This window comes from Pseudomonas sp. R38(2017) (assembly GCF_002112395.1).
Lineage (GTDB): Bacteria > Pseudomonadota > Gammaproteobacteria > Pseudomonadales > Pseudomonadaceae > Aquipseudomonas.
Genome location: NZ_NEHN01000002.1, coordinates 614,604 through 627,439 on the forward strand (window position 1 = coordinate 614,604; position 12,836 = coordinate 627,439).

Consider the following 12,836-nt stretch of genomic DNA (forward strand, 5'->3'; position numbering starts at 1 on the left):
CGATATTCATGCAAAAGCGCCACATGCTCTAAATCCGCACAGGTTTGTTATGATCCCGCTCCTTCGTCATGGTCTTTTCGAGTAGTCCCAATGTCCGATCGCAGCGTCCGCCTTCAAGCTCTCAAGCAAGCCCTCAAAGAGCGCATCCTGATACTCGATGGCGGTATGGGCACGATGATCCAGAGCTACAAGCTCGAAGAGCAGGATTATCGCGGCAAGCGTTTCGCCGACTGGCCGACCGACGTCAAGGGTAACAACGACCTGTTGGTCATTACCCGTCCCGACGTGATCGGCGGTATCGAGAAAGCCTACCTGGATGCCGGTGCCGACATCCTGGAGACCAACACCTTCAACGCCACCCGCATTTCCATGGCCGACTACGGCATGGAAGAGCTGGCCTACGAACTCAACGTAGAAGGCGCACGACTGGCGCGCAAGGTCGCCGACGCCAAGACCGCCGAGAACCCGGACAAGCCGCGCTTCGTCGCCGGCGTGCTCGGTCCTACAAGTCGCACCTGCTCGTTGTCGCCGGACGTCAACAACCCGGGCTACCGCAACGTCACCTTCGATGAGCTGGTGGAGAACTACACCGAAGCCACCAAAGGCCTGATCGAAGGCGGCGCCGACCTGATCCTGATCGAAACCATCTTCGACACCCTCAACGCCAAGGCTGCGATCTTCGCCGTGCAAGGCGTGTTCGAAGAGCTGCACATCGAATTGCCGATCATGATCTCCGGCACCATCACCGACGCTTCCGGCCGGACCCTCTCGGGCCAGACCACCGAAGCGTTCTGGAACTCCGTGGCTCACGCCAAGCCGATTTCGGTCGGTCTGAACTGCGCCCTCGGCGCCCGTGAACTGCGTCCGTACCTGGAAGAGCTGTCGGACAAGGCCAGCACCCACGTCTCGGCGCACCCGAACGCTGGCCTGCCAAACGAATTCGGCGAGTACGACGAACTGCCGGTGGACACCGCCAAGGTCATCGAAGAATTCGCCCAGAGCGGTTTTCTCAATATTGTCGGCGGTTGCTGCGGCACCACCCCGGGCCACATCGAAGCCATCGCCAAAGCCGTCGCCGGTTACGCGCCACGGCAGATTCCGGACATTCCAAAGGCCTGCCGCCTGTCGGGTCTGGAACCGTTCACCATCGATCGCAGCTCGTTGTTCGTCAACGTCGGCGAGCGGACCAACATCACCGGTTCCGCGAAATTCGCCCGCCTGATCCGTGAAGACAACTACACCGAAGCCCTGGAAGTCGCCCTGCAGCAGGTCGAGGCCGGCGCCCAGGTGATCGATATCAACATGGACGAAGGGATGCTCGATTCGAAGAAGGCCATGGTGACCTTCCTCAATCTGATTGCCGGTGAACCGGACATCTCCCGCGTACCGATCATGATCGACTCCTCGAAATGGGACGTGATCGAAGCCGGCCTCAAATGCATTCAGGGCAAGGGCATCGTCAACTCGATCAGCATGAAAGAAGGCGTCGAGCAGTTCATCCATCACGCCAAGCTGTGCAAGCGTTACGGCGCGGCAGTTGTAGTGATGGCGTTCGACGAAGCCGGCCAGGCCGACACCGAAGCGCGCAAGAAAGAGATCTGCAAACGCTCCTACGATATTCTGGTCAACGAAGTCGGCTTCCCGCCTGAAGACATCATCTTCGACCCGAACATCTTCGCCGTGGCCACCGGTATCGAAGAACACAACAACTACGCTGTGGACTTCATCAACGCCTGCGCCTACATCCGCGACGAGCTGCCGTATGCCCTGAGCTCCGGCGGCGTGTCCAACGTGTCGTTCTCGTTCCGCGGCAACAACCCGGTGCGTGAGGCGATCCACTCGGTGTTCCTGCTGTACGCGATCCGCGCCGGCCTGACCATGGGTATCGTCAACGCCGGTCAGCTGGAAATCTACGACCAGATCCCGCAAGAACTGCGCGACGCCGTTGAAGACGTGATCCTCAACCGCACGCCGGAAGGCACCGACGCCCTCCTCGCCATCGCCGACAAGTACAAGGGCGACGGCAGCGTCAAGGAAGCCGAGACCGAAGAATGGCGCAGCTGGGACGTCAACAAGCGTCTGGAGCACGCACTGGTCAAGGGCATCACTACCCATATCGTCGAAGACACCGAAGAATCCCGCCAGTCCTTCGCTCGCCCGATCGAAGTGATCGAGGGCCCGTTGATGGCGGGCATGAACATTGTCGGCGACCTGTTCGGCGCCGGCAAAATGTTCCTGCCGCAGGTGGTGAAGTCCGCCCGCGTGATGAAACAGGCCGTGGCCCACCTGATTCCATTCATCGAGCTGGAAAAAGGCGACAAGCCGGAAGCCAAGGGCAAGATCCTGATGGCCACCGTGAAAGGCGACGTGCACGACATCGGCAAGAACATCGTCGGCGTGGTGCTGGGCTGCAACGGCTACGACATCGTCGACCTCGGCGTGATGGTGCCGGCGGAGAAGATCCTGCAGGTGGCCCGCGAAGAGAAATGCGACATCATCGGCCTGTCCGGCCTGATCACTCCGTCGCTGGATGAGATGGTCCACGTGGCCCGCGAGATGCAGCGCCAGGACTTCCACTTGCCGCTGATGATCGGCGGCGCGACCACCTCCAAGGCACACACGGCGGTGAAGATCGAGCCAAAGTACAGCAACGATGCCGTGGTCTACGTCACCGACGCTTCCCGCGCCGTAGGCGTGGCGACGCAGTTGCTGTCCAAGGAACTCAAGGCTGGTTTCGTCGAGAAGACCCGCGAAGAGTACATCGACGTGCGTGAACGCACCTCCAATCGCAGCGCCCGTACCGAACGGCTGAGCTACGCCGCCTCGATCGCGAAAAAACCGCAGTTCGACTGGGCGTCCTACACACCGGTCAAACCAACCTTCACCGGCACCCGTGTGCTGGACAACATCGACCTCAACGTCCTGGCCGAGTACATCGACTGGACGCCGTTCTTCATCTCCTGGGACCTGGCCGGCAAGTTCCCGCGCATCCTCGAGGACGAAGTCGTCGGTGAAGCGGCAACCTCGCTGTACAAGGACGCCCGCGAGATGCTGACCAAGCTGATCGACGAGAAGCTGATCAGCGCCCGTGCGGTGTTCGGTTTCTGGCCGGCCAATCAGGTGCACGACGACGATATCGAACTGTACGGCGATGACGGCAAGCCACTGGCCCGCCTGCATCACCTGCGTCAGCAGATCATCAAGACCGACGGCAAGCCGAACTTCTCCCTGGCCGACTTCGTCGCGCCGAAGGACAGCGAAGTGACCGACTACGTCGGTGGTTTCATCACCACCGCCGGGATCGGCGCCGAAGAAGTGGCCAAGGCTTATCAGGACGCTGGCGACGATTACAACTCGATCATGGTCAAGGCCCTGGCTGACCGCTTGGCCGAAGCCTGCGCCGAATGGCTGCACCAGCAGGTGCGTAAAGAGCACTGGGGTTACGCCAAGGATGAAGCCCTCGACAACGAAGCGTTGATCAAAGAGCAGTATTCCGGCATTCGCCCTGCCCCGGGCTACCCGGCGTGCCCGGATCATACCGAGAAGGCCACCCTGTTCGCCCTGCTCGATCCCGAAGCCCAGGAAATGCGCGCCGGCCGCAGCGGCGTGTTCCTCACCGAGCACTACGCGATGTTCCCGGCGGCAGCGGTCAGCGGCTGGTACTTTGCCCATCCGCAGGCGCAGTACTTCGCCGTGGGCAAGATCGACAAGGATCAGGTCCAGAGCTACACCTCACGCAAAGGCCAGGAACTGAGCCTGACCGAGCGCTGGCTGGCGCCGAACCTGGGTTACGACAACTAACCCAGAGCCGGAACAAAAGACCGCAGCCTGCCCCGCAGGCTGCGGTCTTTTTTCATGGGTTGACTATGCTTGTCTGACACACACGGCAGACGAGGGATTTATGGACGATCCAGTCGACAACAAGCCTCCGACCTTCTGGCAAATGCTGCACAGCGTCATGGCGGCAGCATTCGGGGTTCAGAGCGGCAAGAACCGGGCAAGGGATTTCACCCATGGAAAGCCCAGCCACTTCATCTTCCTGGGCATTGCGTTCACGGCCGTGTTCGCCCTGACACTGTTCGGCATCGTGCAATTGGTGGTGCATCTGGCGGGCGCCTGAACAGCCTCAGTGCATCAGGGTTTGCAGGTTGAACGGATAGCGGTACGAGGCCGGGCGGCCCTTCGCCGAGAGCTTGCGAAAGTGCACGCCGTAGTCCGGTGACGCCCCCATGTCGAGCATTTGCTGCGCGTGCTTTTTATCGATCAGTTGCAGCAAAGGGACCTGCCGGTCACGGCCTCCGTACTGATTCAGATCGACGCCCTGCTCATAATCGTGCAGTTCCACCAAAGCCCAGCCGCCCAGCGTGAAGTGTCCGCCAAGCAAGGCGCTCAAACGGCCGTCCACCACCGCCTGCAAAGCGGCCGGCGACGTGTTGACCGCACTGAACAACACATCCTTGCCGGGCACCTTGCCGGCCTCGGTAAAGGCCCGCATCGCACCGAACGCCATTTCATCATTGGCCGCCCACACCAGCGATACGTCGGGATACCGAACCAGCAATTGCCTGGCCTGCTCGTAGGCACGTTGCTGCTTCCAGCCGCCGTAAACCAGTTGCCGCAGACGCACTTGAGGATGTTCGGCCAGCGCCCGTTGCATGCCTTTCTCTCGCAATTGCGACGACGGCGTGATTTTCAGGCCGGAGAACGCCAGCAACTCAATGGTGTCGCCGGGCGCCACCGCGGGATGAAGGCGAATCAGCTCCTTCATCATCAGATAACCACCCTCTTCGTCATTGGGCACCAGACTGCCGATGCGGTCAGCCCGTTCACCGACCAGCGCTTGCTGGTTAGGCGTGAGCGCAGCATTGACGATGAACAGCTTCACACCGCTGTTGTAGGCCATACGCATGATCTGAGGGGCGACGTACTGCTCATTGACGAAGACCAGATAATCGGGTCGGCTTGGCCCCTGCAACGCCAGTCGCGCCTGGGCCAGCGTCAATTCCGGCTGGCGCTGGGCATAAAGAATTTGCAGATCGATGCCCAGATCCCGGGCCGCCGCCTGCATGAATTGCGAATAACTGACCCAGAACGCTTCCTGCGTCGAACCCGGGTTGAGGAACAGGACAGACTCTGCACGCACGCATGATCCGAAAACCGCGCCGAACAGCAGCAGGATCAGTTGCAAAATCTTCAACATGAATCATCCGGGCCCAAGGAAAAATGGCCACGCATTATAGCCATCGAACCAGTGGCCATTGGCGCTTGATCCCGTTTTTTGTCGGACAGTCGTCGCAAACGGGGCCCGGACAAGTCGTTTATTGATGACTGACCCAGAATACCGCTGTCCCGACGACCAGAATGATCAGGAACAGAATGGCCCAGGCATCGACGCTGCTATCGCTTTTCCTTGCTTTGGTTGGGTTGCTCATTGCATCGCCTCTTGTCGGTTTTATCGGTGATTGCAGAAAGACTCGACCACAGTTAAGACGATGATTGTCCGCACGACAAATGTGGGTTAGCTGACACTGATTCTCGTTAGTCAATTTGGTTCTTTACATATACTCAAACATCACTTTTGCGCATAACTGCAAACGGGTATATTGCCCCGGCTCCATTAGGGAGTGCGCGGCCGTGCGCGCGTAATTGCCGAGGCACCATCGGACTCCAGCAAGCGAAAACGCAGCGTTTTCCGAGTAGCCCAAAGCCTGAGAACAGGACTTATATGTACGTATACGACGAGTACGATCAGCGGATCATCGAGGACCGCGTCAAGCAGTTCCGTGATCAGACCCGACGCTATCTGGCAGGTGAGCTGAGCGAAGAAGAATTCCGCCCCCTGCGCCTGCAAAATGGCCTGTACATCCAGCGCTTCGCGCCGATGCTGCGGGTGGCGGTGCCTTACGGCCAACTGACCTCGCGTCAGATGCGCATGATGGCGAAGATTGCCCGCGACTACGACAAGGGCTACGCCCACATCAGTACTCGCCAGAACGTGCAGTTCAACTGGCCGGCGGTCGAAGACATCCCGGACATCCTCGCGGAACTGGCCACCGTGCAGATGCACGCGATCCAGACCAGCGGCAACTGCCTGCGCAACGTCACCACCGACCAGTTCGCCGGTGTCGCGGCCGACGAGTTGATCGACCCACGTCCGTGGTGCGAAATCGTCCGTCAGTGGACGACCTTCCACCCGGAGTTTGCTTACCTGCCGCGTAAGTTCAAGATTGCCGTCAATGGCTCGACGTCTGACCGTGCGGCCATCGAAGTTCACGACATCGGCCTTGAACCCGTCCACAACGCCGCGGGCGAGCTTGGTTTCCGCGTGCTGGTCGGCGGCGGCCTGGGCCGTACTCCGGTGGTCGGCGCGTTCATCAACGAATTCCTGCCGTGGCAGGACCTGTTGAGCTACCTCGACGCGATTCTGCGGGTTTACAACCGCTACGGCCGTCGTGACAACAAATACAAGGCGCGGATCAAGATCCTCGTCAAGGCGCTGACACCGGAAGTATTCGCCCAGAAAGTCGACGCCGAAATGGAACACCTGCGAGGCGGCCAGACCACCCTGACCGAAGCTGAAGTGCATCGTGTCGCCAAACATTTCGTCGATCCGGACTACAAGGCGCTGAGCAATCAAGACGCCGAACTGGCAGCCCTCGACAAGGAACACCCGGGTTTCGCCCGCTGGCGCGCCCGCAACACCCTGGCGCACAAAAAACCGGGCTACGTGGCCGTGACCCTGTCCCTGAAGCCGACCGGTGTTGCTCCGGGCGATATCACCGACAAACAGCTCGACGCCGTCGCCGATCTGGCCGACCGCTACAGCTTCGGTCAACTGCGCACCTCCCACGAGCAGAACATCATTCTGGCCGACGTCGAGCAGAGCCAGCTGTTCACCCTGTGGGGCGAACTGCGTGAAGGTGGTTTCGCCACGCCGAACATCGGCTTGCTGACCGACATCATCTGCTGCCCCGGTGGCGACTTCTGCTCTCTGGCCAACGCCAAGTCGATCCCGATCGCCGAATCGATCCAGCGCCGTTTCGACGACCTGGACTATCTGTTCGACATCGGCGAACTGGACCTGAACATCTCGGGCTGCATGAACGCCTGCGGTCACCACCACGTCGGCCATATCGGCATTCTCGGCGTGGACAAGAAAGGTGAAGAGTTCTACCAGGTCTCGCTCGGTGGCAGCGCCAGTCGTGACGCCAGCCTGGGCAAGATCCTCGGCCCGTCGTTCGCTCAGGAAGACATGCCGGACGTGATCTCGAAGCTGATCGACGTGTACGTGGAACAACGGACCGAAGACGAACGCTTCATCGACACTTATCAGCGTATTGGCATCGACCTCTTCAAGGAACGCGTCTATGCAGCGAATCATTAAAAACAACGAGGTCGTCGACGAAACCTGGCACCTGCTGCCCAAAGATTTCAACATCGACGAAATCAGCAACTGCGACGACCTGATCGTCCCGTTGCAGCTGTGGCGTGAGCACGCCCGCATGCTCAAGGCCCGCGATGGCGGTCTGGGTGTGTGGCTGGACGCTGACGAAGAAGCCGAGGAAATCGGCGATGACGTGGACCAGTTCCAGGTGATTGCCCTGAACTTCCCGGCATTCACTGATGGCCGCAACTACTCCAACGCCCGCCTGCTGCGTGACCGCTATGGTTTCAAAGGCGAGTTGCGAGCGATTGGCGACGTGCTGCGCGACCAGCTGTTCTACATGCGCCGTTGCGGCTTCGATGCCTTCGCCCTGCGCGCAGACAAAGACCCTTACGATGCACTGGAAAGCCTCAAGGACTTCTCGGTGACCTATCAGGCCGCCACCGACGAACCGCTGCCGCTGTTCCGTCGCCGCTGACGATCATGCCCCCGGACCTGCAACAGCAGGTCCGGGGGCATGCACTTAATGCCTAGCGCCCCCCAATCGGCCATTCCCCTCACCGTCCAGCAATGACAGGCCCGGGTTTCGGGTCAATGCTTCGTGGGTCAAGCGTAACCGCACCTGCTGATTTTCATTTCTCAGATTGTCCATTATCGCCATCACTTGCCGCGACGCGACTTCACGGGACAGTTCATTGTGCCGTTCCAGTTGTGCCATGGACGCCGCACAGCGTTCAAGGGCAACGGAAAACTCCTCTTCATGGGTCGTCATCAAGTATTCAGACCAGAATTCCTCGCTGCTCATCGACTGCGGCAGTTGCGAAGTCTGTTCAGCCGTGGCGACCTTGCGATACACCCGATTGATCTGCGCGTCAGAGACCTCGACCTCAAGTTGCACATTCAAAGCATCGGGCTGAGCCGGCAGCTCCAGGCGGTTCGCCAGCCGCACCCGGTAAAGCAGACTCAGTTCCATTGCCTGCTCGCGTGTGAACGAACCCGACCGGGCTCGATGAGCAGCGTCCATCGAGGCTTGTCGTTCGACCTCCTGTAATCGAAACCGCCCTCGCAGCAGTCGGATCAGGCGCCCTTCCAGCGACTCGGCAGCGGTATGATCCGCTGCCGCCCTTGAACACAGGACTCTGACTTCGAGATCGCTGAAAACCTCAGCAGCATTGGCCGTGCTTACTCGGCCAGACCTGGCCATACGAAAGAGCGTACGACGAAGCCTGTCGTCCTCGCACGCAGCCTCCAGCACTGACCAGACTCGCTGAGTCAGCTGACCCAGTGAGCGTGAATAATCGGCAGTGCCACGCAATAGCAACAGGGCCTCGAAAAAAGGCCTGGATTGCGGATCGGCGGACAGCGCCGACCAGACCTCTTTCACCCGGGAAACCTTTACTGCAGGCAAGCCGGTCACCCAATCCGAGCTTGTGCCTTCGGACGGCGAGCGCGCTGCACTCACATACTCAGAAGTGATGACCCCCAGGTTGATTCCCCGGGATTGCTGATAGGCGGCAATCGCCTGCAGGCTCGTGGCCGATAACGGATTGCCATCGGCGTTGGTTCCTCTGTTCAACACCTCAGGCGCATTGAACACGGCCCCGGGAATGTCGACGATTCGATTGTCGCGCAGATCGAGGGTCTCCAGAGCCGTCAGCCCCTCCATGTCGGCCGGCCACTCGCTGATGCCGGTTTCTCGCAACCCCAAGTGACGCAGTCTGCGCAGCGAAGCGATCCGCGGCGGGCGGCCCAGCATCGGATTGAAACTTAGATCCAGCGACTGCAAATGGTCAAGAGGGGCCAGAGCATTCGGGGACTGATCAATCAACCGGATCCGGTTGTCACTCAGATCCAGCACCCTCAGCCCGGGCATTGTTTCAATCGCACGGGGAATGCGCGTCAGTTCATTGCCGGCCAGGCTCAACATGCGCAAACCCGGAAAACTGTGCAGGAAGCTGTTCAGCCCGGCACCGGCTCCCACGGCACGCATGTGCAACGCGTCGACATGGCTGAAGTCGCCAATCATGACCGGCATGTCGCCCAAAGGCATCGCGTCGAATGCCAAGCGATGTGAAACGAGGCCGGTGGCCGTGGACACGCATGATTCCCGGCGCCAGGCGCGCAATATCGCACGTGTCGCCCGTGCCTTGTTCCGGGTGGGCACCTGTTGCCTGGGTCCATCGCCCACCTGGTAATAGGAGTTGCGGTGAGTCCAGCGCTCCAGCGCTTGGAGCAACGCCTGGTATTGTTCTCGCACGTGCTCCAGTGTCCTGATGGCTACCACCTCATCGCTGTCCAGAGTCGCCAGAAACTGATCGATCTGTACGGACGAAAATGAGGGATACAGCTCACGAGCGCGTTGCAGCAGGACGGCAGACCGGCGCGTTACCGTCGCTGAGTCCGCCGTCAGCGGACGGGAGAGCTCGATTCGTCGATCCGCCAACCCCATGGGCGAGCGATAACGCACGGCGACCCTTGTGCTCCCCGACACGGTGTTGACTTGCGTGCGCCGCTCCAGCGCCAGAGAGGTGATCTTGCGGCGCAATTCATCAGCTCCCGCCTCGGCCCCCAATGCACGACGACTGTGCACAGGGAGACTTTCCCAAAGAACCCGAAAAAAATCTGTACGGGTGCGTGTCAATGAGCTGGATACGAGATTCTCCTCAGTGCCCAGACCCTCATATCGGTCTGCACAGGTTTCGATAAAAACCTTGTAACGTGCATCACGCGGGCCAACACACGCGTTTTCCTCGCCATGTACAGCCCAATCGCGAATCTCTATGAATACATCAGCAGGCCAGCCCGGCAGATGAGTCAAGGTATCAAGGATCAACTGGTTCACGTCCCGACCACTGGCGGCGTCGAGGTACAACCCTTCGCAGGCACGATTCAGACGCAAAATCTGTTGATACCGTCGCGCCTCTTCGGCCAGTCGCAGCGGCACCTTGCCAGACTCAAGCTGCTGCCATTCGCTGGCATCAGCGTGGCGTACCAATTCATCGGCGACACTGGCCGGCAGCTTCGCGAATGCCTTGCGGATCGGCTCGGCCTGTGGCCGTTCGATAAGGTCCGCCCGACGATACAGGCGGTCCATCAGCGCCATTCGCTGAAACAGCGCCAGTTCGCCAATGTGCGAGGTCAGCAATGTGGCCTGAACGCCCGGGTCTTCGCTCGCCTCCCCCAACAGATGCAAGCGTTCGCTCTCGTTCAGTGCCGCCAGCAACGGAACATGGAACGCCCCTTTTTGCACGTCCTCCTGCGTGATCGCCACGGTTCGAGAAGCATTGAGCGCACCGTACCGTGCGACTTCGATTGCCTGGGTATCCCTGACAACGATCATGAGATCCTGCGGCCATTCTCCCTCGGATGTCAGCAGATACAATTGCAGGTCCGCGTCTGCCAGCCGTGTGGGCGAAGATGACGCCACAGACGCCATGAATCGCCCTGCATCAGCGTCCGCCTGAAAGCGCCGAACGGCGTCCGTCAGTATCGCCGGGGGTCTGCTGCAGTTAATGATCACCTGACGCATCACGGGCTCGTCGACATTGCTGGCGGCGAGGATTTGCAAGACGCGCTCATCCGGCAGGGTTTCTTCGCGATACCCCATGCGACGAAACAGCGTGAGCGAATCCCAATCCTGTGGCGATTCGCTTTGATGTCGCCATGCTCCGAACCCATTGGTCTCGAGCTGCGGCCTGTATCGGGCCGAGCGGAACGGACTGCCGACCTCCCACAAGCCGCTGCCCGGCACCGGATGGACCGCCATTACGTCATTCCCCAATCTGAGAAACTGATCGTTGCCGTGCAGGATCAAGCCTCGCTGATCGGGCGAAAACAGGCCTGGTGCAGTTTGCGGCAGACGAAATGCCGACAGGTCACGGCTCCAGAGCCGCCGGGCATTCCATGCAACCGGCACATGCTGAAGCCTCTGTACGAAACTTGATGAGCGCACGGCCCGGTAGGTTCTGCCTGCGGCAGCACCACCAGCGGAAAGCGTCGCCATGACTATCAGATTTTCAAGGGTATCGAACAGGTAGTCGGTCGCACTCTCCTGATCGCCATGCGCCCAGCTGTCAATGCCCTCGTAGACTTCATTGAGCAACTGTAGTCCGGCCACGCCACACATGAGCTCTCCCAGAAGCGGTACGAACGAAACCAGAAACAACAATGCATTGATTCCGATGGACTCGTAGAGCTCCAGCCTTTCCTGACGTGTTTTTTCATCCTCATCGTCCGTAGCGACCACCATCATTCTGGCATCGGCACGTACTTGCGCGGCGCGATGCTCGAAGAGCGCCAGAAAGAGATCTGTTTTCGCACGGCCTTCAGGACTCACAACCGTCAGTGGCAGATACGGGGTCTCAAACGGGAGATGCAAAGGCGTGACGTTCAACAACCGTACCTCCACGCCGTTGAAAAAGGTCGGACGATCCCGCAACGTGACAAAGCGCATGAATGACTTCAGGAAGTCGGCGCTCCTCAAGCGCTTGCTCAATTCGATCTCGACGTCATGAAAGGACGCATACTCCCTCAGCGGCTGATCCGGGTCTTGCGGCAGGTAAACGACGCAACGATCAGCATCGCCGGAATCCGCCATGACCGAACCAATGACCATGGGCCCTCTCAGTTTGACACCCAGCATTTCGAGACTCTGATAATCGAGCGTCTTGCTGCCAGGCTGCGAAACGGCAACCGAACCGAGCGCTTGATAAACATTGGCGCTGATGTGCCCGCGCAAATAGGCGATATGCCTGTCGACTTCAAACCGGTCACGCCAATACGTGATCGAAGTAGCCTGAAGCGTTGCAGGCCGAGATCCATCACCAAACAATGCTTCGACATGTTTACGGTATTGCTTCCCGAGATCCAGTTCGCGACACAATATTGCGAACTCATGGGGTTCGATGGCCAATAGGCGATTGGCGTCCCCGGTCACTCGCTGCGGAATGTAAAGCAAGGAGCGTTCGTGATAACTGTCAGCCCGTGTTTCGGACAGTTCGAAGTTCTCGCAAGCGGCGCTCAACAGATCTCTGCCTATAGGCAATATCAGTTTCTTGCGCAGCCCCAGCAGGCTTGATGTCGAGCGCACATGCTGGAATAGCGCACCGGCGACATTGATCGGCTCCCCCAACCGTGCTGACATGGCCTGGCTCAGCAATGGCGCACAAAAGCTTTCCGGGGATTTCAATGCCTGTAATTGTTCGAGCGAGTTCTTACGGGACTTGTAGCTGGACCTCAGGCTGTTATAGAGGTTTTCTCGATCATTGGCTGATGCATTAAGCAGCCAGGCCGGCATTTGTTGTTTCATCAACTCAAAAAAAATGCCCTGTTCGACTGACGTCATCTCAGGCATTTCTTCAATACGATCTTTAACATCCATGTCCGACAACCGTCATCTGAAAAATGAATAATCAGATTAAGGACTACGCGACCTCGAAAACAGCAGGATTAA

The 12,836-nt window shown here is 59.3% G+C and carries 6 protein-coding genes; 4 read left to right on the top strand and 2 right to left on the bottom strand.

All coding sequences use genetic code 11. The features are described 5' to 3' along the window. The first annotated feature begins 90 nt into the window (after positions 1-90). Both metH and CAF87_RS06415 read left to right on the top strand, forming a co-directional pair. Positions 91-3,801 carry a methionine synthase gene (metH, locus tag CAF87_RS06410; RefSeq protein ID WP_085730750.1) on the top strand — a complete coding sequence of 1,237 codons (3,711 nt, stop codon included), beginning with the start codon at positions 91-93 and terminating at the stop codon, positions 3,799-3,801. Between the two features lie 100 nt (positions 3,802-3,901). Next, positions 3,902-4,120: a DUF2970 domain-containing protein gene (locus CAF87_RS06415; RefSeq protein WP_065257810.1), complete on the top strand. Its 219-nt coding sequence runs from the start codon at positions 3,902-3,904 to the stop codon at positions 4,118-4,120. Positions 4,121-4,126: 6 nt separating this feature from the next. Here the strand turns inward: CAF87_RS06415 and CAF87_RS06420 are convergent, their stop codons facing one another. After that, on the bottom strand, positions 4,127-5,200 hold the full coding sequence (locus tag CAF87_RS06420; RefSeq protein WP_085730749.1) for an ABC transporter substrate-binding protein: 1,074 nt from the start codon (positions 5,198-5,200) through the stop codon (positions 4,127-4,129). A 525-nt stretch (positions 5,201-5,725) separates the two neighbouring features. Here CAF87_RS06420 and CAF87_RS06425 point away from each other — a divergent pair. Beyond that, complete coding sequence (locus tag CAF87_RS06425; RefSeq protein WP_085730748.1) at positions 5,726-7,384, top strand: nitrite/sulfite reductase; 1,659 nt, start codon at positions 5,726-5,728, stop codon at positions 7,382-7,384. After that, on the top strand, positions 7,368-7,862 hold the full coding sequence (locus CAF87_RS06430) for a DUF934 domain-containing protein (RefSeq protein ID WP_085730747.1): 495 nt from the start codon (positions 7,368-7,370) through the stop codon (positions 7,860-7,862). Before CAF87_RS06425 ends, CAF87_RS06430 begins: the two co-directional genes overlap by 17 nt. A 45-nt stretch (positions 7,863-7,907) precedes the next feature. Here CAF87_RS06430 and CAF87_RS06435 read toward each other — a convergent pair whose 3' ends face one another. Then, complete coding sequence (locus CAF87_RS06435; protein ID WP_085730746.1) at positions 7,908-12,764, bottom strand: dermonecrotic toxin domain-containing protein; 4,857 nt, start codon at positions 12,762-12,764, stop codon at positions 7,908-7,910. Positions 12,765-12,836 lie beyond the last annotated feature (72 nt).

What these genes read in the sequence shown, in the direction of transcription:
- metH (WP_085730750.1), top strand. Translation starts at nt 91, where the DNA reads ATGTCCGATCGCAGCGTCCGCCTTCAAGCTCTCAAGCAAGCCCTCAAA.
- CAF87_RS06430 (WP_085730747.1), top strand. Translation starts at nt 7,368, where the DNA reads ATGCAGCGAATCATTAAAAACAACGAGGTCGTCGACGAAACCTGGCAC.
- CAF87_RS06435 (WP_085730746.1), bottom strand. Translation starts at nt 12,764, where the DNA reads ATGGATGTTAAAGATCGTATTGAAGAAATGCCTGAGATGACGTCAGTC.
- CAF87_RS06415 (WP_065257810.1), top strand. Translation starts at nt 3,902, where the DNA reads ATGGACGATCCAGTCGACAACAAGCCTCCGACCTTCTGGCAAATGCTG.
- CAF87_RS06420 (WP_085730749.1), bottom strand. Translation starts at nt 5,200, where the DNA reads ATGTTGAAGATTTTGCAACTGATCCTGCTGCTGTTCGGCGCGGTTTTC.
- CAF87_RS06425 (WP_085730748.1), top strand. Translation starts at nt 5,726, where the DNA reads ATGTACGTATACGACGAGTACGATCAGCGGATCATCGAGGACCGCGTC.